This window comes from Micromonospora globispora (assembly GCF_003857015.1).
In the GTDB taxonomy this organism is placed as follows: domain Bacteria; phylum Actinomycetota; class Actinomycetes; order Mycobacteriales; family Micromonosporaceae; genus Micromonospora; species Micromonospora globispora.
The window spans coordinates 1-23,451 of sequence record NZ_QGGF01000227.1; the positions used below are offsets into that span (position 1 = coordinate 1).

Sequence of the window (23,451 nt, forward strand, 5' to 3'; positions counted from 1 at the left end):
GGCGGTCGGCGTGCTGCTCGGTGGGGTGCTGGCCGACCGGTGGGGGCGGCGGGCCACCCTGGTCGCGGCGCACCTCGGCGCGGCCGGGCTGATGGTGGCGCTGGCGTTCAGCCAGCACCTGGCGGTGATCGCCGTGCTCGCCGCGCTGGTCGGGGTGGTGCACTCGATGCCCAGCCCGGCCTTCGTCGCGGCGATCGTCGACGTGGTCCCGGAGCACCGCCGCTCCCGCGCGTTCAACCTGCAGTTCTGGGCGTTCAACCTGGGCATGGCGGTCGCCTCGCTGCTGGCCGGGGTGCTCGCCGAGGCGAGCTTCGTGGCGCTCTTCCTGGTCGACGCGGCCGCCACGCTCACCGCCGCGGCCATCATCGCCACGAAGGTGCCGGAGACCCTGGTCCGGCGTCGCCCGGCGGCAGGGACGCGGCGCCGGCCGGGGCTGCGTACCGCGCTGATCGACCGGATCTTCGTGGTCTTCGTGGGGTTGACCTTCCTGCTGGCCGTGCTCACCATGCAGACCTCCACGATCATGCCCCTGGCGATGCGGGCGGACGGCCTGCGCCCCTCGGCGTACGGCATGGTTGTGGCGCTCGGCGGCGCGCTGATCGTGCTCGGGCAGCTCTTCGTACCGCGGCTGATCGAGCCGTACCGGAAGGCGGCCGTGCTGTCGGTCTCCACCGGGCTGATGGCGCTCGGCTTCGGCGCCCTGGCCCTCGCCGACGACCTGCCGGTCTACCTCGGCGCGGCGGTGGTGTGGACGATCGGCCAGATGCTCGCCGCACCGCCGAACGCGCAGATCAACGCCGATTTGGCCCCGCCGGAACTGCGCGCCCGCTACCAGTCGGTCTTCTATCTGACCTTTCCGGCGGCGTCCTTCGTGGCGCCGGCGCTGGGCGGGCTGAGCCTGCAGTACCTGGGTGAGCGGCACTGGCTGATCGTCGGCGGGCTGGGCCTGGTCGCGGCGATCGGTCACCTGCTCGCCGGGCCACCGCGGGAGCGGCGGGTGGCGTCGCGCCACGCGGAGCTCGACCGGGACGCGGAAGCGTCACCGCGGGCCGGTGAAAGGGTGTGGAAAAACGGCTGAGCGCCCACCACGACCCCCGTCGTGATGGGCGCTCGCACCGTGCGCCCGGCGGCGGCGGGCGACACTCACCCCCGTAAGCGTCGCCCGCTCGCGCCGCCGGTTTCACGAGTGGCACCGTCCCCCAACGGTGTTGCTCCACTCGTTCCCTCGCGCCTCGCCTGCACGGATCTGATCGATCCGCCGCTCCCCCGAACGTTTCCAAGCGTGGCGCGGTGCAATAAAGTTAGTTCGCCCAGATTCCGGATTCAACTCAGATCGTTGTCTCGCCGGTCACAGCACCGGTGTCCGAGATCCGCTGTCCTGCTCCGGGCCTCGTGGGTGCCAACAGCGGGTTCCCGTCAGCCATTCCCGTAAACCTCAGGCGTCCTCGCGATCCGGGTTCTCGGTACGGAAGAAATTGCTCTGCCGGCCGTCCCGCATCTGCTCCTGGTAGATGAGATTCAGCCCGCGTAGGTCGAATGTCCGGAACCAGTCGTCCCAGGTGATTTCCCGGATCCGGCTGCTCTCCCGGTAGCCGGGGATGTTGAACGTCAGGACCCCGGGTCGACCTTCCCGCTCGGTGCCGGCGATCGTGGCCGGCTTGGCGTTCCGGGCCCGCGCCCAACGCTGGATGACCTCGTGGTTGGCGGTCACCAGGCTCCGGCCGGGACGCTCCGGACGATCCTCCAGCGAGGTGATCTGCTGGGACGACCGCACCGAACGGGCGGAGGATCGGCCGGTACGGACCGGCGTGGCCCGCCCCGTCGCGGTGACTCCGGCCCGGGATGGAGCCGCCCTCGCACCCGCACCGGCCGCAGCCTTCGCGGCGCCGGCTCGGGACGGTGGCGCCTTCTTCGCGGCAGGCGCCTTCTTCGCGGCAGGCGCCTTCTTCGCGGCAGGCGCCTTCTTCGCGGCAGGCGCCTTCTTCGCGGCAGGCGCCTTCTTCGCGGCAGGCGCCTTCTTCGCGGCGGGCGCCTTCTTTGCGGCGGCCCTCTTCGCCGGGGCCGCCTTCTTCGCCCGCGCGCCCGTGGCCTTCGCGGACGGGGCCGCCTTGGCCCGAGCCGCAGCGGTCTTCTTCGCCGGTGCCTTCTTGGCGACCGCCTTCTTCGTCGGGGCGGCGCGGCCGGCCGGTCCGGTGGCCTTGCGGGCCGCACCGCCGCCGCGAGCCTCCGACCGGAGGGTCTGCGCCAGCGTCTTCACCAGTTCCGGCTTGCGCAGGGCGGAGATCCCGGAGACCCCCCGCCGGCGCAGCTGGCCCCGGATGTCGTCGATCTTCATCCGGGAGATCTCGGATTCGGAGATGCCCGGCGTGCCCGGTGTCTGGTTGCCGGTTTGCCGCTTGGTCCTGGTCGCAGTCGTGCCGCGACCTGAGCTGCTTCGCTGAGCCATGGGACACACGCTCCTCGACAGTTCCGTCCTCGGCCCGCGGCGGGTCCCATTACCGCACCGCGCGGTGCGGCATACCCGTCAGGACGGGTCCGAACCTCCGGCGGTCGAGGTGGCGCTGCCGGCGGACGCCCGAGCACCGGCGGAGGGCTCGAAGAGGTGCGCGAACGCGGCCAGATTGGCGGTGGATTCGCCCCGCTTGACCCGCCACTCCCACTCCCGGCGGATCGCGGTGCCGAAGCCGATCTCCAGCATGGTGTCGAAGGACTCGTCGGCGTACGTCAGCACGGCACCGAACAGCCGGTCCAGCTCGTCGGCGTCGATGCCGGCCAGGTTGACCCGGCCGGTGAGGTAGACGTCGCCGACCGTGTCGATGGAGAACGACACCCCGTACATCCGCGCGTTGCGCTGGAGCAGCCAGGCCCAGAACTCCTCGCGGCGCTCGTCCGGCTGGCGCATCACGAACGCCTCGATCCGCAGCGCGTGCTCCCCGACGATCAGATTGCAGACCGTCTTGAGCTTGTGCGTCCCCGGCAGGGTGACCGCGTACGACGCCGCACCGGTGGACTCCCAGTCCAGCTCCCGCTCGGCGCAGACGGACTCGATCAGGGCGGCGACCTCGCTCGTGCGGCTCATCGGACCCACTTTACGGGCGCAGGATCCCGCGCACCCGACGGCGGCTCACCAGGAGCAGGAGAGGGCCGGGTCGCCGGCCAACCGGGCGGTGAGCCGGCTGCGGTGCTCGACGATCGCCTCGCCGTAGACCGCGAGCAGGCCGGAGACGGTGCGCTGCCAGGAGAAGTTCCGGGCGTGCCGTTCCGCGCCCCGGGCCAGGGTGGCCCGGCGGAGCCGGTCCGGGAGCAGCCGGGCCATCGTCCGGGCCCAGTCGACCGGATCGTGGCCGTCGATCAGCACCCCGCTGACCCCGTCCCGGACGGCGGTGACCAGCCCTCCGACGGCGGCGGCCAGCACGGGCGTACCGCAGGCCTGGGCCTCCAGCGCGACCAGCCCGAACGACTCGTTGTACGACGGCACGGCGACCAGGTCGGCGGCCCGGTAGAGGTCGGGCAGGTCCTCGCCGGTCTGCGGCGGCAGGAACCGCACCCGGTCGGTGACGCCGAGCGAGGCGGCCAGCTCGATCAGGGCGGTCGGCCGGTCCAGGCCGCTGCCGCTGGGGCCGCCGCAGATCACCACGGTCAGCTCGTCGGCGAGCGCGGGATCCCGCTCGCGCAGCGCGGCGACCGCGCGGATCAGCACGTCCGGCGCCTTGAGCGGCTGGATCCGGCCGACGAAGGCCACCACGTACCCCTCGGTGGGCAGCCCCAGCCGACGGCGGGCGGCGAGCGCGGCGCGGTGCCGGTCCCCGGCGGCCGGGCGGAACCGGTCCAGGTCGACGCCGGGTTCCACCACGGCGACCCGGGCCGGGTCGGCGTCGTACCGGTGGAGCAGGTCACGGGCCTCGACCCGAGTGTTGGCGACCAGCCGGTCGGCCTCGGCGACCACCTGCTCCTCGCCGATGACGCGCGCCTTCGGCTCGGGGCGGTCACCCGCGGCGAGCTGCGCGTTCTTCACCTTGGCGAGGGTGTGCGCGGTGTGCACCAGCGGCACGCCCCAGCGTTCCTTGGCCAGCCAGCCCACCTGGCCGGAGAGCCAGTAGTGCGAGTGGATCAGGTCGTAGTGGCCCGGCGGGCGGGAAGCCTCGGCCCGGAGCACTCCGGCGGTGAAGGCGCAGAGCTGCCCGGGCAGCTCCTCCTTGGTCAGCCCCTCCAGCGGACCGGAGGTGATGTGCCGGACGTGCACGCCGGGGGCCATCTCGACCACCGGTGGCAGGTCACCGGAGGTGGCCCGGGTGAAGATCTCGACCTCGACATCGGCCTCGGCCAGCCGGCGGGCCACCTCGAGGATGTAGACGTTCATGCCGCCCGCGTCGCCCGTGCCGGGCTGGTGCAGCGGCGAGGTGTGGACGGAGAGGGTGGCGATCCGGCGCGGCCGCGGCCACGGCAAGGCACCTCGCTGACGACCGACACCGGTGTGCACATCCGCCACGTCCGCTCCCTCTGTCACGGTTGATGCCGTCCCGCACGACCGGCGCTTCTCGGTCAACCTCCACGCCGGATGTCATCTTCCCCATCGGGCTTCGGAAATGCGTACTGCCCGGCCCCGGGCGTGACGGACCTCATCGGTGCGCCGGTACGGGCGGGGGCAGAATGACCCGATGACCTCAGTCGCAATCGTCACCGGGGCGTCCAGCGGGATCGGCGCGGCCACCGCCCGCCGCCTGGCCGCCGAGGGTTTCCACGTGCTCGCCGCCGCCCGGCGTACCGACCGACTGGCCGAGCTGGTCGCGGAGATCGAGGCGGCCGGCGGCGCGGCCACCGCCGTCGAGTGCGACGTGACCTCGGACGAGTCCGTCGCGGGCCTGGCCGCGGCCGCCGCGGCGGCGCCCGGGCCGGTCACCCTGCTGGTCAACAACGCCGGTGGCGCGCGCGGCCTCGACCCGGTCGAGTCCGGCTCGACCCGCGACTGGCAGTGGATGTACGACGTCAACGTGCTGGGCACGCTCCGGGTCACCCAGGCGCTGCTGCCCGCGCTGGAGGCCTCCGGCGCCGGCACCATCGTGATCGTCAGCTCCACCGCCGGCTTCATCGTCTACGAGGGCGGCGGTGGGTACTCGGCCGCGAAGCACGCGCAGACGGCGATGGCCGGCACCCTGCGGCTGGAGCTCTGCGGGCGCCCGATCCGGGTGATCGAGATCGACCCGGGCATGGTGAAGACCGAGGAGTTCGGCCTGGTCCGCTTCGACGGTGACGCCGATCGGGCCGCGGCGGTCTACGCCGGTGTCGCCGAGCCGCTGGTCGCCGAGGACGTCGCCGACTGCATCGCCTGGTGTGCCACCCGTCCGCAGCACGTCAACGTGGATCGGCTGGTGGTCCGCCCGCTGGCCCAGGCGGCCCAGCACAAGGTGCACCGGACGTCCTGATGCGGCACCGGCCGCTGGGGGTGGTCACCCGGGGGACGACGAATCCCAACCGGCTCCGGCGGGTCGACAACTGGATCGTCGAGACCTGTGGTGACGCGCTGCGTGACGCGGCCGATCCGCTGGTGGTGGACCTGGGCTACGGCGCCACCCCGGTCACCGCGGTCGAGTTGCGGGCCCGGCTCGCCGCCGGGGTCCGCCCGGACGTCCGGGTGGTCGGGCTGGAGATCGATCCGGTACGGGTGGCAGCCGCCCAGCCGGCTGCCGACCCGCCCGGGCTGACGTTCGCCCGGGGTGGCTTCGAGCTGGCCGGGCTCCGCCCCGCCCTGGTGCGCGCGTTCAACGTCCTCCGCCAGTACGACGAGCGCGAGGTCGCCGACGCCTGGCGGACGATCACGGACCGGCTGGCCCCGGGCGGACTGCTGGTCGAGGGGACCTGCGACGAGCTGGGCCGGCTCGCCAGCTGGGTACTGCTCGACGCGGACGGTCCCCGCACGCTGACCCTGTCGGCGAAGCTGACCACGCTGGAGAGCCCCGCCCAGCTCGCCGAGCGACTACCCAAGGCGCTGATCCACCGCAACGTCCCCGGCGAGCGGATCCACGACCTGCTCCGCGCCTTGGAGGAGGCCTGGCAGTCCGCCGCCGGCTACGCCCCCTTCGGCCCCCGCCACCGCTGGGTGCAGGCGATCACCGCGCTCAAGCAGGCTGGCTGGCCCGTCCTCGACCGCCCCCGCCGCTGGCGCCGCGGCGAACTCACCCTCCCCTGGCCCGCAACAGCCCCCTCACCGGGCTAGATGATGCAGTTGATGAGGACGGGTTCGGGGTGGAGGGTTACGCCGAAGCGGTCGTGGACGGCGTCGCGGATTTCCCTGGCCAGGGCCACCAGGGCTGCGGTGCTGGCCGTGCCGCTGCGGTTGGTGAGGGCGAGGGTGTGCTTGCTGGAGATCGCCACGCCCTCCGGGCCCGGGTGGCCCTTGGCGAAGCCGGCCTTGTCGATCAGCCAGGCGGCACTCACCTTGACCACGTCCCCGGCGCCCGGCCAGGAGGGCGGCTCGCCCAGGTCCGCGGCGCGCTCCCGGAGCAGCTCGTACGCCTCCCGCTCCAGCACCGGGTTGGTGAAGAACGAGCCCACCGACCAGGTGTCCGGGTCGTCGGCGTCGAGCACCATGCCCTTGCCGGCGCGCAGCCGCAGCACGGTGGCCCGGGCGTCGGCCAGCGGCACCCGGTCCCCCACTTCGGCACCGAGCGCCCGGGCCAGCTCGGCGTAGCGCACCGGGCCGGAGAGCGGCGAGCGGGTCAGCCGGAAGTCGACCGAGAGCACCGCCCAGCGGTCGCTGTACTTGAAGATGCTGGACCGGTACGCGAAGCCGCAGTCCGCCGCGTCGATCCGGCTGACGCTGCCGTCGGTGCGGTCGTACACCTGGACGCCGGTGATCGTCTCGGCCACCTCCTGGCCGTACGCGCCGACGTTCTGGATCGGGGTGGCGCCGGCCGAGCCGGGGATGCCGGAGAGGCATTCCAGCCCGGACCAGCCGTTGGCCACGGTGGCGGCGACCAGGTCGTCCCAGGGCTCGCCGGCCTCGACGCGTACGGTGACGGTGTCGGCGCCCTCGGCGACCACCCGGAACCCCCGGGAGCGGACCAGCACCACCGTGCCGGGGAAGCCCTGGTCACCGATCACCACGTTGCTGCCACCGGCGAGGATGAGGACCGGCTCGTCCCGGCCCTGCGCTTCCTGCACCTTTTGTACGATTTCATCGGCGCTGGTGGCGGTCTCCAACCGTCCGGCGGTGCCACCGAGGCGGAGTGTGGTGTATCTCGCCAGGGTGGCCGGGTCGGTCGGGTCGGCTCCGGTCGTCAATTCGGCGTAGACGTCTGACACGCCTTTCACCCTAGGCTGAGGGGTAGCCGCGGCACCCACTGGTGGCCCGGTCACCCCCGGGAGGATTGCGATGAGCAGACTGCACGGCACGAAGGACTTCTGGATCGGCGCGCTGCGGACGGAGGGTCCCGCCTTCGCCGCCGCCGTCGGCGAGGCGCCGCCGGAGACACCGGTCCTCTCCTGTCCTGGCTGGACGGTCTCCGACCTCGCGCACCACCTCGCGGGGTGCTACGTGTGGGCCCGTACGGTGGTGACCGCCGGGACCCCCACCAAGCCGGTGCGCCCCGATGTGACGACGCCGCCGGGGCTGACCCCCGCGCAGTGGTACCGGCAGGAGTACGACCAGCTGATGGCCCTCTTCGAGGGCCTGGACCCGGAGGCCCCGGCGTGGAACTTCGCGCCGCAGCCGAAGAAGGCCGGCTTCTGGCCGCGCCGGATGGCGCTGGAGACGGCCGTCCACCGCTGGGACGCTCAGCTCGCCATCGGCGCGGGTGACCCGATCGAGGCGAAGCTCGCGGCCGACGGGGTGAGCGAGGTGCTCGACACCTGGCTGCCGGCGGGCCGCCGGACGTCGCCCGGCCAGTGGCACGGGGTGGTCCAGCTGACCGCCGTCGACGCGGCGCAGGACTGGTACCTGCGGCTGCGGGGTGAGGGGGTGGCCCTGCTGGACACCGCGACGATCCTCGACCACGACAATCACCGGGCGCGAGCGCAGGTCAGCGGCACGGCCAGCGACCTGCTGCTGGCGTTGATGGGCCGGGTCAGCTTCGACACCCTCGGGGTGAGCGGTGATCGGGGGCTGCTGAACGGCCTCCGGGTCGGCTGACCCCCGCCCCCGGCCCGGACCGGACCGACCCCTCGAGAAGACGAACGCCGAGAGTGGCCATCCCCCGTCGGATGGCCACTCTCCGCCGTTCCGGGCCCGCTCGGGTACCGGTCTGAGAGCGCTCTCTTGACAGAAATTGAGGCAGGCAACACTCTTTGTGAGAGCGCTCTCTCAGTCAAGAACCACCTCCACCACCCGTACGACCTAGAGGGGTCAGATAAGAGATGGCTACCTTCACGCGCCGCCGCCTGGCGGCGGTGGCCCTCATCGCCACCACCGCGCTGCTCGGCACCGCCGCCTGCGGCGGCGGGGACGACAAGCCCGCCGCCGACGGGCCCATCACGCTGACCGTGGACGTCTTCGGCCAGTTCGGCTACGACGACCTGTACAAGGAGTACATGGCGAGCCACCCCAACGTGAAGATCGTTGAGCGGGGCACCGGCAGCAACCTGGACGAGTACTCGCCGAAGCTGACCCAGTGGCTGGCCGCGGGCAAGGGCGCCGGCGACATCGTCGCCATCGAGGAGGGCCTGCTAGTCGAGTACAAGGCCAACCCGCAGAACTTCGTCAACCTGCTCGACCACGGCGCGGCCGACCTCAAGGGCAACTTCCTCGACTGGAAGTGGAACCAGGGCCTCACCGCCGACGGCAAGCAGCTCATCGGCCTCGGCACCGACATCGGCGGCATGGCGATGTGCTACCGCAAGGACCTCTTCGCCAAGGCCGGCCTGCCCACCGACCGGGACGCGGTCTCCAAGCTCTGGCCCACCTGGCAGGACTACATCAAGGTCGGCGAGCAGTTCAAGGCGAAGAACACCGGCGCCTCATTCCTCGACGGCGCGACCAACACCTTCAACACCGTCCTGCTCCAGGCCGCCGGCAACACCACCGGCTACAGCTACTACGACACCAGCAACAACCTGGTCGTCGACAGCAACCCGGCCGTCAAGCAGGCGTACGACACCACGATGGACATCATCGACTCCGGCCTCTCCGGCAAGTACGGCTCCTGGTCGGAGGAGTGGGTCTCCGCGTTCAGGCAGTCGAAGTTCGCCACCATCGCCTGCCCGGCGTGGATGACCGGCGTCATCGAGGGCAACGCCGGCCCGACGGCCAAGGGCAAGTGGGACATCGCCCAGATCCCCGGGAACGGCGGCAACTGGGGTGGCTCCTTCCTCGCCGTGCCGAAGCAGAGCAAGCACCAGGCCGAGGCGATCGAGCTGGCCAAGTTCCTGACCAGCGCCAAGGGCCAGATCGGCGCGTTCAAGGCCAAGGGCCCGCTGCCGTCCTCGCCGCAGGCCCTGGAGGACCCGGCCATCGTCGACTCGAAGAACGCGTACTTCTCCGACGCCCCCGTCGGCAAGATCTTCGCCGAGGGCGCCAAGAGCCTGAAGCCGGTCTACATGGGCCCGAAGAACCAGGCCGTCCGCACCGAGGTGGAGAACGCCGTCCGCACGGTGGAGCTGGGGCAGCGCAACCCCGAGCAGGGCTGGACCGACGCGGTGAACAACGCGAAGAAGGCCGCTGCCAAGTAACCCGAGCCAGGCGTGCGGGCGGGCTCCGGCGACGGGGTACCCGCCCGCACGGCGGAAAGGAGTCACGGGCCATGGCAGTCCAGCTCGACGCCCGGCCGCCGGTCGTACCGGCGCACCGCACCCCCCGCCCGACCCGGGCCGCCCGGCTCAGCCGGTTCGACACCCGGTACTCGCCCTACCTCTACATCGCCCCGTTCTTCCTGCTCTTCGGGGTTTTCGGGATCTACCCGCTGATCTACACCTTCTGGGTCTCCCTGCACGACTGGGACCTGCTCGGCGTCGACCACCCGTTCGTCGGGTTCGACAACTACACCCAGCTGATGGCCGACCCGGACTTCTGGCACTCGGTCGTCAACACCCTCGGCATCTTCGTCATCTCCACCGTCCCGCAGCTGCTGGCCGCGCTCTGGCTGGCCAACCTGCTCAACCGGCAGCTGCGCGCCCGGACCTCCTGGCGGATGGCGGTGCTGATCCCGAACGTCACCTCGACCGCCGCCGTGGCGATCGTCTTCGCGGTGCTCTTCGGCCGCGAGTTCGGCATGATCAACTGGCTGCTGGACCACGTCGGCGTCGACGCGATCGACTGGAAGGCCAACCGGGTCGCCGCCTGGGTGGCCATCTCCACGATGGTCGACTGGCGGTGGACCGGCTACAACGCGCTGATCTTCCTGGCCGCCATGCAGGCCATCCCGCGAGACCTGTACGAATCCGCCTCGATCGACGGTGCGAGCCGATCGCGGCAGTTCTGGTCCATCACGGTGCCGCTGCTCAAGCCGACGATCGTCTTCGCGGTCATCATCTCCACCATCGGCGGCCTACAGCTCTTCACCGAACCCCGCCTCTTCAACTCCGGCACCAACGCGATCCGCGGCGGACCGATGCGCGAGTCGCAGACGGTGACCATGTACATGTTCGAGAACGCCTTCGCGCCGCACTACAACTTCGGCTACGGCTCGGCGATCGCCTGGATGCTCTTCGTGCTGATCGCGGTCGTCGCGGCAATCAACGTGCTGCTGCTCCGCCGGCTCGGCGGCGGCGCCCGCAAGGAGGAATCGCGATGACCCGCCTCTGGTCGGCCGGCCGGCTCACCTACGTGGCGCTGACCATCACGGCCTTCCTGTCGATCTTCCCGATCTACTGGATGTTCGTGGTGGCCAGCCGGACCAGCGACGCGATGGGCCAGGTGCCGCCACCGGTCACCCCGGGCGGCAACCTGGGCGCCAACATCGCCCGGCTCTTCGAGAACACCGACGCGTACTTCCTCGCCGGTCTGATCAACTCGGCCATCGTGGCCGGCACGGTGACGGTCTCGGTGGTCTTCTTCTCCACGCTGGCCGGCTTCGCCTTCGCCAAGCTGCGGTTCCGGGGACGCAACGCGCTGCTGCTGGTCATCGTCGCCACCATGATGGTGCCCACCCAGCTCGGCGTCATTCCGCTGTACATGCTGATGACCAAGCTGAACTGGAACGACCGGCTGCCGGCGGTGATCGTGCCGGCCCTGGTCACCGGCTTCGGGGTGTTCATGATGCGGCAGTACGCGGGCCAGGCGGTGAGCACCGAGCTGATCGAGGCCGCCCGGGTGGACGGCTGCAACACCGCCCGGATCTACTGGAACGTGGTGCTGCCGGCGCTGCGTCCGGCGGCCGCGGTGCTCGGCCTGCTCACCTTCATGACCGCCTGGAACGACTTCCTCTGGCCGTACGCCGTCCTCAACGACCCGGAGAACCCCACCGTGCAGCTTTCCCTGCGGGCGCTCTCCGACGGCTACTACCAGGACATGTCGCAGGTGTTCACCGGGACGGCCATCGCCACCCTTCCCCTGCTGCTGGTGTTCATCGTGTTCGGCCGCCAGATCATCGGGGGCATCATGGAAGGTGCGGTCAAGGCGTGAGCGCGAGGAGCGAGCCGGGTTTGCGAGCCCCGCAGTCGCGAACGAAAGAAGGTGCCGCGTGAGCGCGAGGAGCGAGCTCCGATTTCCCGACAACTTCATCTGGGGCGCGGCCACCGCCGCGTACCAGATCGAGGGTGCGGCCCAGACGGACGGTCGCGGGCCGTCCATCTGGGACACCTTCAGCCGTACGCCGGGGAAGGTGTTCCAGGGGCACACCGGCGACGTGGCCTGCGACCACTACCACCGGTACGCCGACGACGTGGCGCTGATGGCCGAGCTGGGCCTGCAGGCGTACCGGTTCTCGATCGCCTGGCCGCGGATCCAGCCCGACGGCACCGGCCCGGTCAACCCCCGTGGCCTGGACTTCTACGACCGCCTGGTGGACACGCTGCTGGACCGGGGCATCGACCCGTTCATCACGCTCTACCACTGGGACCTGCCGCAGACGCTGCAGGACCGGGGCGGCTGGACCAGTCGGGAGACCGCCGAGCACTTCGCCGACTACGCGGTCGCCGTGCACACCCGACTCGGTGACCGGGTCCGCACCTGGACCACGCTGAACGAGCCGTGGTGCTCGGCCTACCTGGGCTACGGCAACGGGGTGCACGCGCCCGGTGAGCAGGACGCCGCGGCGGCCTTCCGGGCCGTACACCATCTGCTGCTCGGCCACGGCCTGGCGACCCGGGCGCTGCGCGCGGCCGGCGCGGAGGTCCTGGGGATCACCCTCAACCTGGCCGACGTGCAGCCGGCGGATCGGGAGAGCGCGGCGGACGCCGACGCGGTGCGCCTGGTCGACGGGCTGCACAACCGGATCTTCCTCGACCCGCTGACCGGCGCCGGTTACCCGGACGACGTGCTGGAGCACGTCAGCCGGCTGGTGGAGCCGACGTTCATCCAGGACGGGGACGAGAAGATCATCGCCGCTCCGATCGACCTGCTCGGCATCAACTACTACTCGCCCACCTACGTGGCCGGCCGCCCGGGTGGGGCCGGCGGCGGAGGCGCGTACCCGGGCACGGACGGCCTGCTGGAGTTCCTGCCGCCGGTCGGGCCGCTGACCGACATGGGGTGGATGATCGAACCGGCCGGGCTCACCCGGCTGCTGGAGCGGGTGGCCGCCGACTACCCGGGGCTGCCGATGATCATCACCGAGAACGGCGCGGCTTTTCCGGACAAGTCCGGTTCGGAGGGACCGGACGACACCGGCCGGGTGGCGGACAGCGACCGGGTGGCGTACCTCGACGGGCACTTGCGTGCCGTGCACGAGGCCATCGCCCGCGGCGTCGACCTGCGCGGTTATCTCGTATGGTCGTTGCTGGACAACTTCGAATGGGCCGAGGGCTACCGGAAGCGGTTCGGGATCGTCCACGTCGACTACCTGACCCAGCGGCGCACACCGAAGGAAAGTGCCCGCTGGTACCAGGAGGTGATCTCCCGGAACGGGCTGTGACGAGGTGGTGGTAACGGGGATGACGACGGCACAGCGACCGACCCTGGAGGCGGTGGCCCGGCTGGCAGGAGTGTCCCGGGCGACGGTCTCCCGGGTGGTCAACGGCTCCACCACCGTCGCGCAGCCGATCCAGGAGGCGGTCCGCCGGGCGGTCCAGGAGCTCGGGTACGTCCCGAACCTGGCCGCCCGCAGCCTGGTCACCCAGCGGACCGACTCCGTGGCCCTGGTCATGCCCGAGGAGGCCACCCGCGTCTTCTCCGACGACCAGGTCTTCCCGGGGATCATCCGCGGGGTCAGCCAGGAGCTGGAGGCTGCCGACAAGCAGCTCGTGCTGATGCTGGCCGGCTCGCCGGCCGGGCACGAACGGGTCGAGCGGTACACCACCGGGCGGCACGTGGACGGGGTGCTCTTCGCCTCGCTGCACGGCGAGGACCCGCTGCCGGGGATGCTGGCCCGGCTCGGTATCCCGGTGGTGTGCGCCGGTCGGCCGCTCGGCAGCGCCGAGGTGCCGTACGTCGACGTGGACAACGTCGGCGGGGTGACCCGGGCGGTGCGGCACCTGATCGGGTCCGGCCGGCACCGGATCGCCACCATCGCCGGCCCACAGGACATGGTGGCCGGCATCGAGCGGCTCACCGGTTACCGGGAGGCCATGGCGGCGGCCGGGCTGCCCGTCCGGGAGTCGTTCGGGGACTTCACCCGGGAGTCCGGGGCGGCGGCGATGCGGCACCTGCTCGCCGAGCATCCCGACCTGGACGCGGTCTTCGCCGCCTCCGACCTGATGGCGCACGCCGCCCTACGGACCCTGCGGGAGGCCGGGCGGCGGGTGCCGGAGGACGTGGCGGTGGTCGGCTTCGACGACATCGAGACGGCGGCGTACACCGAGCCGCCGTTGACCACGATCCGCCAGCCGATAGTGGAACTCGGCCGGGCGATGACCCGGCAACTGCTCCGGATGGCGGCCGGAGAGGACATCGAGCAGGCGCTGGTCCTGCCGACCGAGCTCATCGTCCGCGAATCGGCCTAACGCGGCGGAGGGTCGGACTCGGCGGGCACCGCCGCCCCTGTGGTGGGGGCGGTGCCCGCCGGCAGTTCCTTGAGCCGGATGTTCCGGAAGGAGACCGCGTCGCCGTTGCCGTGGTTCTGGATGCCGATGTAGCCGGGCGCCCGCATCCGTGCCGGGTCGGTGTTGACGTACCGGTTGATCTCCGTGTCGTTCAGGCGCACCACGATGCTCTGCCCCCGCACGACGATCTCGTATGAGTTCCACCGGCCGGGCGGATGGAGTGCGGCGTCCCGGGCGGCGAGATCGGCCGACTGGAAGCCGTAGATCGCTCCGGTTGCCCGCTCCGGCCCGTCGGTGGCGTCGATCTGGATCTCGTAGCCCTCGTTGACCGCGACCCAGGGGTCGTCGCCCGGGTTCGGGAACCCGACGTAGACCCCCGAGTTGTCGTCGCCCGCCAGCTTCCAGTCCAGCTTCAGGATGTAGTCGGTGAAGCCCTGGTCGTACCAGCAGAGGCCCAGCCCGCCGTACGACCGCAGCGTGCAGCCGGGGGCGTGCACGAACCCGCCCGGGCCGGCCTGCCGCCATCGCGCCAGGCTCGCCGAGGTGCCGTCGAAGAGGCTGGTGTAGCCCGGCTCCGGGGCGATCGGTGGGCAGGCATTCCTCGGCGCGGCGTCGAGGATGTTCTCGGCCACCAGCCAAGTGTTCACCCGCACGGCGGCGGGCACGGCCCGTTCCCGCCACCGGCGTTAACGCCTCGCGCCGCGCCGCGCCGGGCACGGGCGCTACGGTCGCCCGGTGACCGGCACCGTGCGCCTGATCCGCGCGCCCCAGCTCTCCGACGTCGCCGAGTACGCGTACGCGGCCGGGGTCACCCCGCCGGCCCGGCTGGTCTTCACCGCCGGCGCCTGCCCGCTGGACGCCGAGGGCCGGACCGTCGCACCCGGCGATCCCGCCGCCCAGGCGCGGCAGGTGATGGCAAACCTGGCGACCGCCCTGGCCGCCGCGGGGGCCGGGCTCACCGACGTGGTCAAGACCACGGTCTACGTGGCCAGCAGCGACCGCGCCGACCTGGTGGCCGTCTGGGAGGTGGTCCGGGACGCGTTCGGCGACCACGACCCGCCCAGCACCCTGCTCGGGGTAGCCGTGCTCGGGTACACCGACCAGCTCGTCGAGGTCGAGGCGGTCGCCGCGGTCCGGGCGGAGGTCGGCTGAGTGCCGATCCGTCCCGCCCGCCCAGAGGACGCGCCGGCCGTGGTGGCGCTGCGCGCGCTGGTCTACCCGTACCTGGTGCGCGGGGTGGAGGGCACCCGGCAGATGATCGCCACCACCCCCCGGTCCCGGCTCGTCGCGGTGGCCGAGGTCGACGGCGCGGTGGCCGGTTGGGTGTCCACGTACACGCCGGGTGGCGGCTCCGGGGGCTCTCCCATTCGGCGCCGGTCGGCCGCGTTGGCCGCGTGACGGCGGCTACCGGGCGGCGGCGACCCGCTCGGCCGTGGCGTACGTGTCGGCGCCGAAGAGCACCAGGCGGGCCTCCGTGACGTGCGCCGGGGTGGCCGCGCGCAGCACGGTCAGCGCCTGGCGTACCGCGTCGTCGACGGGCCAGCCGTAGATGCCGGCGGAGATCAACGGGAAGGCCACCGTGACCGCGCCGAGCTCGTCGGCGACCCGGAGGCTGTTGGCGTAGCAGTCGCGCAGCAGCGCCGACCGGTCCTCCCCGGCCGCGAAGACCGGCCCGACGGTGTGGATGACCCAGCGGGCCGGCAGGTTGCCGGCGGTGGTGGCGACCGCCTGGCCGGTGGGCAGGCCCCGGCCGTACCGGGAGGCGCGCAGCGCCCGGCACTCCTTCAGGATGGCCGGCCCGCCCTTGCGGTGGATCGCCCCGTCGACTCCCCCGCCGCCGAGCAGCGACGAGTTGGCCGCATTGACGATCGCGTCGACCTGCTGCGCGGTGATGTCCCCCTCGACCAGGGTGATCTCCATGTCAGTGCTCCTCGATGGACTGGCCGAGCGACCGGCGGGCGAGCAGGGTGGCTCCGGCGACGGCGGCCGGCATGACGAGGACTGCGCCGAGCGGAATCAGGAAGCAGAGGAAGACGGCCACGCCGAAGCCGAGGGTGGTGGGCCGGTCCGCCTTCAACAGCGAGCGGCGGTCGGGCAACCGCATGCCGCGCCGGTAGAAGGGCACGCCGACCAGTTCGAGGGCGAGGAACCAGCCACCCACCGCCGCCCCGATCACCGGTACGACGGTCTGGCCCACCACCGGGATGAAGCCGGCCGCGAAGAGCGGTACGCCGACCAACGCCGAGATGGCCACCAGCCGCACCGAGTCGGCGATGCTGCGGCGTACCGACGCCCAGAACGGCACCTCGACCGCACCCGGGGTGCCGCCGTACCGCTCCTCGACCCGCTCGGAGATCTTCTCGTAGAACGGGTCGCCGATGGCCAGCGTGACCGCGGTGAAGGTGAGCACGCCGAGCAGGCCGCCGAGCCCCAGAAAGGCCAGCCCGGCGATCACCCGGACCAGCCCGCGCAGTCCCGACGGCCAGTCGTCGGCGAACGGGGTGACCAGCGCGGCGAGATCGTCCACGAAGTACACCAGCGCCGCCAACGCGCCGAGGAAGAGCGCACCGGAGATGAGCGCCGGTACGACGCCGAGCAGCATCAGGCCGGGGCTGCGCACGTAGAGCCCGATGCCGCGCAACAGCAGACCGGCCCCGCCGAGGAACCGACCGACGGCGCCGGTGACCGGCGCGATGCTGGGTGCCTTCACGACCGCAGAGCCTAACCGTCGCCCGCACCCGCGGCCGGGGACGCGACCGGGGCAGGATGGACGGGTGCGCGCGTCCCGGCTGATCTCGCTGCTCCTGCTCCTGCAGTCGCGGGAGACGATGACCGCGACCGAGCTGGCCCGGGAGCTGGAGGTCTCCGAGCGGACGGTCTACCGGGACGTGCTGGCGCTCTCCGCGGCCGGGGTACCAATCTACGCCGACCGGGGCCGGGCGGGCGGCTACCGCCTGCTCGGCGGCTACCGCACCCGGCTGACCGGGCTGAACCGGGACGAGGCGGAGGCGCTCTTCCTGGCCGGGCTGCCCGGGCCGGCCGGGGACATGGGACTCGCCGACGCGGTGGCCGCCGCCGAGCTGAAGGTCCTCGCCGCGTTGCCGCCGAGCCTGCGGGACGCCCCGGCCCGTACCGGGCAGCGGTTCCACCTGGACGTGCCGGGTTGGTTCCGAGCGGCGGAACCGCCGCCGTGGCTGGCCGATCTGGCCCGGGCGGTTTGGCGGGACCGGGTGGTCGAGCTGCGCTACCGGCGCGGCGAGCGGGAGGTGACCCGCAGCCTCCAGCCGTACGGGCTGGTGTTGAAGAGCGGCGTCTGGTATCTCGTCGGCCGGGTCGGCGACGGGTATCGCACGTACCGGGTGGACCGGGTCGTCGGCGTCGAGGTGGGCGAGGCGACCTTCGACCGGGACGAGGGCTTCGACCTGGGTGGGTACTGGCGGGAGCAGGCCGAGGCGTTCCTGCGGAGCATGATCAACGAGCGGGTCACCGTCCGGCTCAGCCCCGCCGGCCTGCGCGCGCTGCGCTGGGCGGCGGAGGCCCCCTTCGCGTACGAGGAGGCGGTCGCCGCCGCCGGCGAACCCGACGGGCAGGGTTGGGTGGTGACCCTGGTGCCCGTCGAGTCCGTGCCGGTGGCGTACGACGTGCTGCTCCGGCTCGGGCCGGAGGTGGAGGTGCTCGACCCGCCGGAGCTGCGGGAGCGCTTCGTCGAGGCGGCGCGCCGGTCGGCCGACCTCTACGGCGTCCCGCCGGCCGACCCGGATCAGCGGTAACCGGTGTCGTCCGCCGGCTTCCCGGGCTCGATCACCTCCGCGTGGTAGCGGAGGAAGTGCGGGCGGGTGCCGTCGAGGTCGGTGAAGCCGTACACCGGGGCGAGCCCGCCGGCGTCGAGGGACTGCCCGTTCCAGCGGGCCCGATCCGGGTCCTTCGCCAGGGCAGCCACCGCGCGCCCGACGAAGGCCGGCGTCTCCGACATCACGAAGTGCGGGTCCTTCGCCGCGCCCTCCCGCCAGTTCTCCTCGGTGACCCCGAAGTGCTCGAGCATCGCCTCGGAGCGCAGCCAACCGGGGGTGAGCGCCACCGCGGTGCAGCCACGCGGTTCCAGCTCCTTCGACTGCGCGAAGGCGAGCCGGTTGACCGAGACCTTGGCCAGGTCGTAGAAGACCGACTCGCGGTAGTGGGCGTCGTTGTAGGCCGTGGTGCCGTCGCCGACCTCGACGACCAGGCCGCCCGGATTGCGGATCAGCAGCGGCAGGGCGAAGTGGCTGGTGATGATGTGCGTGTCGATCGCCAGCCGGAGGGTGCGGAATCCGTTGTCCAGCGGCTGCTCCCAGACCGGCTTGTACCAGGTGGTGAACGGGTCCCCGCCCCAGATGTCGTTGACCAGCACGTCCAGGCGGCCCTGCTCGGCGTCGATCCGGTCGACGAGTCGGCGTACCTCGTCGGGCACCAGGTGGTCGACGGCGACCGCGATGCCGGTGCCGCCGGCGGCGGTGACCAGTTCCGCGGTCTCCTCGATGGTCTCCGGCCGGTCCATCTCGGAGCGCCGGTCGCGGGTGGTGCGGCCGGTGGCGTAGACGGTGGCTCCGGCGGCGCCGAGCTGGACCGCGATCTGGCGGCCGGCGCCCCGGGTCGCCCCGGCGACGAGTGCGATCTTTCCTGTCAGCGGTTTCGTCATGCGGTCGACGCTGGCACCAATACCTGACAACCGAAGTCCAGTTTCCGGTGTGATCGGATCCGGGATGATGACCGGCATGCACGTGCTGCTCTCCGGGATCGTCGGCTCGGTCGCCTACGGGCTGGCCGGCCCCGGCTCGGACGTGGACCGGATCGGCGTCTTCGCCGCCCCGACGGTCGCCTTCCACGGCCTGCACCCGCCCCGCGAGTCCGTGGTCACCACCGACCCGGACGTCACCCTGCACGAGTGCGCCAAGTACTGCCGCCTCGGGCTGAGCGGCAACCCGACCGCGACCGAGCTGATGTGGCTCCCCGACGACTGCTACGAAACCCGGACGGAGTTCGGCGACCGGCTGATCGCCATCCGGTCGGCCTTCCTCAGCGCGCCCCGGGTCCGCGACGCCTACCTCGGGTACGCCACCCAGCAGTTTCGCAGGCTCACCACGCGCGACGCCACGGTGGGTGGCCGGCTCCGCTCCGCGAAGCACGCCCGGCACCTGGCCCGGCTGCTGCACCAGGGGCGGACCCTCTACGCCACCGGCGTGCTGGAGATCTGGTTGGCCGACCCGGAATGGTTCCTGGCCTTCGGCGAACGAGTCGCCGGTGGCGCGCTGGACGAGGCGGAGGCGTTGGTCGCCGCGGCCGAGCGGGACTTCGACCGGATCCGCACCCCGCTGCCGGACCGGCCCGACGAGGAGACCGTCGAACGCTGGCTGCTCGACGTCCGCGCCGCCCACCTGCCGCCGGAGCTGCCCCGGCCGTAGCCACCGAGAGGAGCACCGGCCCTCCTGCTCACGGCCGAAAACCCAGTTGGCCCGGCACCATCCCTGCCGATAGGTTGTGGTCGCGTCCTCGATCAGCGAAAGGGAGGTGAGCGCGATGTCCACCACGACAGTCATGTGCTCCCACCCGACGGCGAGGACGCCGAGGTCCTGAACCGGGAGCACGTCACCACCCGGAAGGACCCCATGACCGACCTGGTCATCCGCCCGATCACCACGGGCGAGGAACACCTCTTCGACTCCCTGCCCGACCCCGCTCTCGTCGGCCGCGCCGCCTTCGGCGAGAGCTACCTGGACATGGCCGCCGCCGGCCAGTACCGCCCCGAATGGACCTGGGTCGCCCTCCGCGACGACACCGTCGTGGCCCGCGCCGCCTGGTGGGGCGGCCCCGGCGACACCGCGCCGCTGGCCCTTGACTGGTTCGACTTCGCCGATGCCGACGCGGCGGTCGAGCTGCTGCGGACCGCGCCGCTGCGGGCGGAGTACTCCATCTCACTGCCACCCGGCTGGCGCGACGACCCGGCCGTCCGGGCGCAGGGCGAGGCCCGGATCGACGCTGCGACGAAGGCCGGCATGTCGGTGCTGGTCGAGCGGTACCGGTACCGCTGGACGGCCGACTGCGGGCTGCCGGCCCGACCGGGCCGGCTGCAGTTCCGCCCCGAACCGGACGACGCCGTCATCCTCGACGTCCTCCGCCGCATCGGCGAGGGCAGCCTTGACGCCCACACCCGCCACACCATCGCCACCTCCGGTCCGGAGGCGGCGGCCCAGGAGGAACTGGACCTGTTGCGCTGGCTGCCGAGTCCCCGTGACTGGTGGCGACTGGCCCGGACCGCGAGTGGCACGCTGGTCGGCATCATCGTGCCGGCCCGCAACCACAGCGATCCGATCGTCGCCTTCGTCGGCGTGGTCCCCGAGCAGCGCGGTCAGGGCTACGCGTACGACCTGCTGGTCGAAGGCACGCACCTGCTGGTCGAGGGCGGCGCGACGGAGATCGTGGCCGCCACGGACCAGACCAACCACCCGATGGCCGCCATCTTCGCCCGGGCGGGCTACCCGGTCGAGCGGGAACGCGTCGACCTGGTGTGACGCACCGGTCCCCGGCACCGGACCACCGGTGCCGGGGACACCGCCCGGCCCAGCCCGCTCAGTCCGCGAGCCGGACCCGGACCCGGCGGTTGGCGCGGCCCTTGCTCTCCACCTTGACCACCTGGACCTTGCCGATCTGGGCAGTCGAGGCGACGTGCGTGCCCCCGTCGGCCTGCACGTCCAGCCCGACGATGTCGACGATCCGCACCTCCTGCTCGTTCGGCGGGATCAGGTTGGACTGGGTACGGATGATGTCCGGCAGGGCCAGCGCCTCCTCGCGCGGCAGCACCCGGACGGCGACCGCCCGGTCGGCGGCCACCTCGGCGTTGACCAGCTCCTCGATCCGGCTCTTGAAGTCCGGCGGCACCTCGGGGAGGTTGAAGTCCATCCGGGCCTCACCGGGTTCCATGTTGCCGCCGGTGACCAGCGCACCGAAGTCGCGGAACACCACGCCGCAGAGGACGTGCAGCCCGGAGTGGGTCCGCATCAGCCGGGTCCGCCGGCCGTCCTCCACCGCGCCGGTGACCGTTGTCCCGGGCGGCGGTACCGGGTCACCCTCGGCCGGGATCAGGTAGAGGTCGTCGCCCTTGCGGGTGCCGACGATCCGGGTCTGCACCCCCTGCCAGAGCAGCACCCCGTGGTCCGGCGGCTGCCCGCCGCCGCCGGGGTAGAAGGCCGACCGGTCCAGCACGATGCCCTGCTCGGGATCGGCCGCCAGCACCGTGCACTCCCACTCGCGCAGCGTCGGGTCGGCGAGATCGAGGCGGTGCGTACGGCCGTGATGTGTGACGCCCATGACAGGCGACGTTACCCGTTGAGGAACGCCGAGATCCGCTCCCGCAGGTCGGCGCGTTCCGACCAGAGCACGCCCGGGCGGTCGTACACGTGCAGGGTGGCGTGCGGCAGCGCGGCGGCCAACTCCTCGGCGACGGCCGCCGGGTGCAGGTCGTCGCCGGCGCAGCCGATCACCAGGGCCGGTGCGGTGACCCCGGCGAGGGCGGTGGCGTCCCGCAGCGGCGCCTGCTCGGGCAGGCTGGCCAGCCCGGGCGCGAGTCCGTCCCGGAGCAGCTGGTCGAGCCGCTGCCGCAGGTACGCCCACCCGGCCGGGGTGTTCCGCACGGAGGGCGGCAGCTCCATCGACACGACGTCGGCGAGGGTGGAGGCGTCCCCGCTCTCCACCGCGTCGAGCAGGTCGGTGAGGCGGGTCCGGGCCACCTCGCCGCGCGGCTTGTCGAGCACGGCGGGCAGGAAGAAGACCAGCTTCTCGAAGCGGTCGGGGCTCTCCACCAGCAGCCGGCAGAGGGCACCGGCGCCGAGGCTGGCGCCGAAGGCCCGGGTGGCCCCGCCGAGGTCGGCGATGGCCCGCAGGTCACGGGCGAGGTCCAGGTAGCTCCACGGGCCGGGCGGCGAGTCGGAGCGGCCGTGCCCCCGGAACTGGAAGAAGATCTTGCGGCCGGTGACCGCGCTACCGAACGGGCGGGTGGTGGCGATGCCGTTGCCCAGCCCGTGGGCGAACACGGTGACCGGGTCACCGGTGCCGGTGACCAGCCGCTCCAGCCGTACGCCGTGCGGGGTGGTGACCAGCTCGGTCTCCGGCTCGGGGAGCGCGGGCCGGCCGGTACGCGGTCCCCCCGGGCCGGGGCCCCAGGTGCGGGGACCGCCGTCCGGCGGCGGGGGCCAGCGGAAACCCCTCACCAGAAGCCTTTGCCGTCGTGCAGGTCACGCAGACCGGGCCGGACGTCCAGGAGGTAGATGAGCGCCGCCGCGATGCCGATCAGGCCGAAGATGCTCAGCACGCCGCCGCCGACCCCGAGCAGGGTGAGCAGCATGCAGACCCCCAGGATGGCGATCCAGCCGCCCTTGGGCAGCGTGCCGATCGCGGGAAACGCGTCGGAGCGCTGAGTGATCGCGTGGACCACCGCGACGCCCTCGATGACCAGGGCGAAGACGAGCAGGATCAGCTCGATCACAAAGCGGACTTCGTTGTAGAAGATCGGCGCGGCGTAGGCCATGACGGCAAGCTTATGCCGACGACCCCGGAAACGTCGGACAGGACGCTTCCGGGGTCGTCGGTGGAGGGTCGGTCACTCAGCGGCCGGACGGGTCCGCTTCGTGGTCTTCGGCAGCTTCGCCGACGGGGTGGCGGCCGGCTTGGCGGCCTTGGTGGCGGTGGCCTTGGTGGCCCGGGTGCGCTTGACCGCAGCCGGCTTGGCCTCGACGACCTCGGCCGGGGTGGGCACCTCGACCGGCGCGGCCGGGGCCGGGGTGGCCACGGTCTTCACGGTGGTGTCGGCCTCGGTCGCCTCGATGTCGGCGTTCACCGTGTCGGCGGCCTCCAGCACGCCGGTGCCGACCACCCGCTCACCGCGGGCGACCAGCTCGGCGTACGCGGCCAGGGCCCGCTCCTGCGCAGCCTGCGCGCCGGCGAGCGCCCGCTCCTGGGCGGCCTGGGCGCCGGCCAGCACCGTGCGGGCGGCGGTCCCGCGGAGCTTGTCCAGGTCGAGCTCGGCCGGGACGGCCTTCTCCCGCAGCCCGGTCGCGGTCAGGTTGGCGGTCTTCAGCGTCTCGGTGGCCTTCTGGCGCAGCTCGACGCCGGTGACGACGGCCTTGCCGCCGAGGTCGGCGACGACCTTGGTGCCGAGGTCGCTGACCACGGCGGGGAGCTTGCGCAGCTGCTGGAGGGCCAGCTCGCCGGCGCCGGCGGCGGCGTAGAGCGGGGCCGGGATTCGGTTGGTCTTCGGCTGGGTCATCACTTCTCCTCTTCGGCCGCGGTGGCGGCCTTGCGGACCGCGTTCGGCGCGGTCTTCTTCTGGGGGGCGTCGGTGGTGGGGGCGGG

The 23,451-nt window shown here is 72.4% G+C and carries 26 protein-coding genes; 14 read left to right on the forward strand and 12 right to left on the reverse strand.

The window, feature by feature from the left end:
• A partial coding sequence (locus DKL51_RS09685) for an MFS transporter (protein WP_148097759.1) occupies window positions 1–1,078 on the forward strand: 1,078 nt, incomplete at its 5' end.
• Between the two features lie 357 nt (window positions 1,079–1,435).
• Here DKL51_RS09685 and DKL51_RS09690 read toward each other — a convergent pair.
• The 3 genes from DKL51_RS09690 to mshA all read right to left on the reverse strand — a co-directional run bounded on the left by DKL51_RS09690 (window position 1,436) and on the right by mshA (window position 4,489).
• Complete coding sequence (locus DKL51_RS09690) at window positions 1,436–2,335, reverse strand: hypothetical protein (RefSeq protein WP_260428451.1); 900 nt, start codon at window positions 2,333–2,335, stop codon at window positions 1,436–1,438.
• A 189-nt stretch (window positions 2,336–2,524) separates the two neighbouring features.
• The gene (locus DKL51_RS09695; protein WP_124811968.1) at window positions 2,525–3,079 is read right to left on the reverse strand and encodes a type III secretion system chaperone family protein; all 555 of its coding nucleotides are present in this window, start codon (window positions 3,077–3,079) and stop codon (window positions 2,525–2,527) included.
• 45 nt (window positions 3,080–3,124) lie between these two features.
• Entirely contained in the window at window positions 3,125–4,489 is a 1,365-nt protein-coding gene (mshA, locus tag DKL51_RS09700) for a D-inositol-3-phosphate glycosyltransferase (RefSeq protein ID WP_124811969.1), read from the reverse strand.
• A 169-nt stretch (window positions 4,490–4,658) separates the two neighbouring features.
• Between mshA and DKL51_RS09705 the strand changes: the two genes are divergently transcribed.
• Both DKL51_RS09705 and DKL51_RS09710 read left to right on the forward strand, forming a co-directional pair.
• A complete protein-coding gene (locus DKL51_RS09705) occupies window positions 4,659–5,423 on the forward strand; it encodes an SDR family oxidoreductase (RefSeq protein WP_109943909.1) in 765 nt (254 codons plus the stop codon).
• Complete coding sequence (locus DKL51_RS09710; protein WP_109966488.1) at window positions 5,423–6,214, forward strand: SAM-dependent methyltransferase; 792 nt, start codon at window positions 5,423–5,425, stop codon at window positions 6,212–6,214. The genes DKL51_RS09705 and DKL51_RS09710 overlap by 1 nt, the downstream gene beginning before the upstream one ends.
• On the opposite strand, the gene DKL51_RS09715 is transcribed toward DKL51_RS09710, so the two are convergent.
• Window positions 6,211–7,302 (reverse strand): UDP-N-acetylmuramate dehydrogenase, encoded by a 1,092-nt coding sequence (locus tag DKL51_RS09715; RefSeq protein ID WP_124811970.1) that lies wholly within the window; start codon window positions 7,300–7,302, stop codon window positions 6,211–6,213. The two genes, DKL51_RS09710 and DKL51_RS09715, sit on opposite strands and share 4 nt — an antisense overlap.
• A 70-nt stretch (window positions 7,303–7,372) precedes the next feature.
• Between DKL51_RS09715 and DKL51_RS09720 the strand changes: the two genes are divergently transcribed.
• From DKL51_RS09720 to DKL51_RS09745, 6 genes are all read left to right on the forward strand, one after another.
• Window positions 7,373–8,128, forward strand: coding sequence for a maleylpyruvate isomerase family mycothiol-dependent enzyme (locus DKL51_RS09720; RefSeq protein ID WP_109943912.1), 756 nt, complete (start codon window positions 7,373–7,375; stop codon window positions 8,126–8,128).
• Window positions 8,129–8,352: 224 nt separating this feature from the next.
• On the forward strand, window positions 8,353–9,663 hold the full coding sequence (locus DKL51_RS09725) for an ABC transporter substrate-binding protein (protein ID WP_109943913.1): 1,311 nt from the start codon (window positions 8,353–8,355) through the stop codon (window positions 9,661–9,663).
• Window positions 9,664–9,734: 71 nt separating this feature from the next.
• Complete coding sequence (locus tag DKL51_RS09730; RefSeq protein WP_109943914.1) at window positions 9,735–10,724, forward strand: carbohydrate ABC transporter permease; 990 nt, start codon at window positions 9,735–9,737, stop codon at window positions 10,722–10,724.
• A complete protein-coding gene (locus tag DKL51_RS09735; RefSeq protein WP_109943915.1) occupies window positions 10,721–11,554 on the forward strand; it encodes a carbohydrate ABC transporter permease in 834 nt (277 codons plus the stop codon). Before DKL51_RS09730 ends, DKL51_RS09735 begins: the two co-directional genes overlap by 4 nt.
• A gap of 58 nt (window positions 11,555–11,612) precedes the next feature.
• Window positions 11,613–13,004 carry a GH1 family beta-glucosidase gene (locus DKL51_RS09740; protein WP_109943916.1) on the forward strand — a complete coding sequence of 464 codons (1,392 nt, stop codon included), beginning with the start codon at window positions 11,613–11,615 and terminating at the stop codon, window positions 13,002–13,004.
• Window positions 13,005–13,023: 19 nt separating this feature from the next.
• Window positions 13,024–14,031, forward strand: coding sequence for a LacI family DNA-binding transcriptional regulator (locus DKL51_RS09745; protein WP_109943917.1), 1,008 nt, complete (start codon window positions 13,024–13,026; stop codon window positions 14,029–14,031).
• On the opposite strand, the gene DKL51_RS09750 is transcribed toward DKL51_RS09745, so the two are convergent.
• Complete coding sequence (locus DKL51_RS09750) at window positions 14,028–14,735, reverse strand: 3-keto-disaccharide hydrolase (RefSeq protein WP_109943918.1); 708 nt, start codon at window positions 14,733–14,735, stop codon at window positions 14,028–14,030. The two genes, DKL51_RS09745 and DKL51_RS09750, sit on opposite strands and share 4 nt — an antisense overlap.
• A 70-nt stretch (window positions 14,736–14,805) precedes the next feature.
• On the opposite strand from DKL51_RS09750, the gene DKL51_RS09755 reads away from it, so the two are divergent.
• Window positions 14,806–15,222: a RidA family protein gene (locus DKL51_RS09755; protein ID WP_109943919.1), complete on the forward strand. Its 417-nt coding sequence runs from the start codon at window positions 14,806–14,808 to the stop codon at window positions 15,220–15,222.
• The gene (locus DKL51_RS09760) at window positions 15,223–15,468 is read left to right on the forward strand and encodes a GNAT family N-acetyltransferase (protein ID WP_423790610.1); all 246 of its coding nucleotides are present in this window, start codon (window positions 15,223–15,225) and stop codon (window positions 15,466–15,468) included. It abuts the gene before it with no gap.
• Between the two features lie 6 nt (window positions 15,469–15,474).
• Here the strand turns inward: DKL51_RS09760 and DKL51_RS09765 are convergent, their stop codons facing one another.
• Both DKL51_RS09765 and DKL51_RS09770 read right to left on the reverse strand, forming a co-directional pair.
• Complete coding sequence (locus DKL51_RS09765; RefSeq protein WP_109943920.1) at window positions 15,475–15,990, reverse strand: O-acetyl-ADP-ribose deacetylase; 516 nt, start codon at window positions 15,988–15,990, stop codon at window positions 15,475–15,477.
• 1 nt (window position 15,991) lies between these two features.
• Complete coding sequence (locus DKL51_RS09770; RefSeq protein WP_109943921.1) at window positions 15,992–16,780, reverse strand: EI24 domain-containing protein; 789 nt, start codon at window positions 16,778–16,780, stop codon at window positions 15,992–15,994.
• A gap of 64 nt (window positions 16,781–16,844) precedes the next feature.
• Between DKL51_RS09770 and DKL51_RS09775 the strand changes: the two genes are divergently transcribed.
• The gene (locus DKL51_RS09775; RefSeq protein ID WP_109943922.1) at window positions 16,845–17,840 is read left to right on the forward strand and encodes a helix-turn-helix transcriptional regulator; all 996 of its coding nucleotides are present in this window, start codon (window positions 16,845–16,847) and stop codon (window positions 17,838–17,840) included.
• On the opposite strand, the gene DKL51_RS09780 is transcribed toward DKL51_RS09775, so the two are convergent.
• Window positions 17,831–18,745, reverse strand: a complete 915-nt coding sequence (locus DKL51_RS09780; RefSeq protein WP_109943923.1) for an SDR family oxidoreductase — start codon at window positions 18,743–18,745, stop codon at window positions 17,831–17,833. The two genes, DKL51_RS09775 and DKL51_RS09780, sit on opposite strands and share 10 nt — an antisense overlap.
• A gap of 76 nt (window positions 18,746–18,821) precedes the next feature.
• Between DKL51_RS09780 and DKL51_RS09785 the strand changes: the two genes are divergently transcribed.
• A complete protein-coding gene (locus tag DKL51_RS09785; protein WP_109943928.1) occupies window positions 18,822–19,508 on the forward strand; it encodes a nucleotidyltransferase domain-containing protein in 687 nt (228 codons plus the stop codon).
• Between the two features lie 135 nt (window positions 19,509–19,643).
• Window positions 19,644–20,615 (forward strand): GNAT family N-acetyltransferase, encoded by a 972-nt coding sequence (locus DKL51_RS09790; RefSeq protein WP_243422300.1) that lies wholly within the window; start codon window positions 19,644–19,646, stop codon window positions 20,613–20,615.
• Window positions 20,616–20,673: 58 nt separating this feature from the next.
• Here the strand turns inward: DKL51_RS09790 and DKL51_RS09795 are convergent, their stop codons facing one another.
• From DKL51_RS09795 to DKL51_RS09810, 4 genes are all read right to left on the reverse strand, one after another.
• Window positions 20,674–21,411, reverse strand: coding sequence for an alanyl-tRNA editing protein (locus DKL51_RS09795; RefSeq protein ID WP_109943924.1), 738 nt, complete (start codon window positions 21,409–21,411; stop codon window positions 20,674–20,676).
• An 11-nt stretch (window positions 21,412–21,422) separates the two neighbouring features.
• Window positions 21,423–22,310 carry an alpha/beta fold hydrolase gene (locus DKL51_RS09800; RefSeq protein ID WP_109943925.1) on the reverse strand — a complete coding sequence of 296 codons (888 nt, stop codon included), beginning with the start codon at window positions 22,308–22,310 and terminating at the stop codon, window positions 21,423–21,425.
• Window positions 22,307–22,627 (reverse strand): DUF2516 family protein, encoded by a 321-nt coding sequence (locus DKL51_RS09805; RefSeq protein WP_109943926.1) that lies wholly within the window; start codon window positions 22,625–22,627, stop codon window positions 22,307–22,309. The genes DKL51_RS09800 and DKL51_RS09805 overlap by 4 nt, the downstream gene beginning before the upstream one ends.
• Window positions 22,628–22,699: 72 nt before the next feature.
• Window positions 22,700–23,368, reverse strand: a complete 669-nt coding sequence (locus tag DKL51_RS09810; RefSeq protein WP_124811971.1) for a hypothetical protein — start codon at window positions 23,366–23,368, stop codon at window positions 22,700–22,702.
• Window positions 23,369–23,451 lie beyond the last annotated feature (83 nt).

Bases quoted from the DNA above. Each gene is read 5' to 3' on its own strand.
- DKL51_RS09690 (WP_260428451.1), bottom strand. From the start codon at position 2,335: ATGAAGATCGACGACATCCGGGGCCAGCTGCGCCGGCGGGGGGTCTCC.
- DKL51_RS09795 (WP_109943924.1), bottom strand. From the start codon at position 21,411: ATGGGCGTCACACATCACGGCCGTACGCACCGCCTCGATCTCGCCGAC.
- DKL51_RS09710 (WP_109966488.1), top strand. From the start codon at position 5,423: ATGCGGCACCGGCCGCTGGGGGTGGTCACCCGGGGGACGACGAATCCC.
- DKL51_RS09695 (WP_124811968.1), bottom strand. From the start codon at position 3,079: ATGAGCCGCACGAGCGAGGTCGCCGCCCTGATCGAGTCCGTCTGCGCC.
- DKL51_RS09745 (WP_109943917.1), top strand. From the start codon at position 13,024: ATGACGACGGCACAGCGACCGACCCTGGAGGCGGTGGCCCGGCTGGCA.
- DKL51_RS09785 (WP_109943928.1), top strand. From the start codon at position 18,822: ATGCACGTGCTGCTCTCCGGGATCGTCGGCTCGGTCGCCTACGGGCTG.
- DKL51_RS09765 (WP_109943920.1), bottom strand. From the start codon at position 15,990: ATGGAGATCACCCTGGTCGAGGGGGACATCACCGCGCAGCAGGTCGAC.
- DKL51_RS09720 (WP_109943912.1), top strand. From the start codon at position 7,373: ATGAGCAGACTGCACGGCACGAAGGACTTCTGGATCGGCGCGCTGCGG.
- DKL51_RS09805 (WP_109943926.1), bottom strand. From the start codon at position 22,627: ATGGCCTACGCCGCGCCGATCTTCTACAACGAAGTCCGCTTTGTGATC.
- DKL51_RS09725 (WP_109943913.1), top strand. From the start codon at position 8,353: ATGGCTACCTTCACGCGCCGCCGCCTGGCGGCGGTGGCCCTCATCGCC.
- DKL51_RS09730 (WP_109943914.1), top strand. From the start codon at position 9,735: ATGGCAGTCCAGCTCGACGCCCGGCCGCCGGTCGTACCGGCGCACCGC.
- DKL51_RS09780 (WP_109943923.1), bottom strand. From the start codon at position 18,745: ATGACGAAACCGCTGACAGGAAAGATCGCACTCGTCGCCGGGGCGACC.
- DKL51_RS09705 (WP_109943909.1), top strand. From the start codon at position 4,659: ATGACCTCAGTCGCAATCGTCACCGGGGCGTCCAGCGGGATCGGCGCG.
- DKL51_RS09735 (WP_109943915.1), top strand. From the start codon at position 10,721: ATGACCCGCCTCTGGTCGGCCGGCCGGCTCACCTACGTGGCGCTGACC.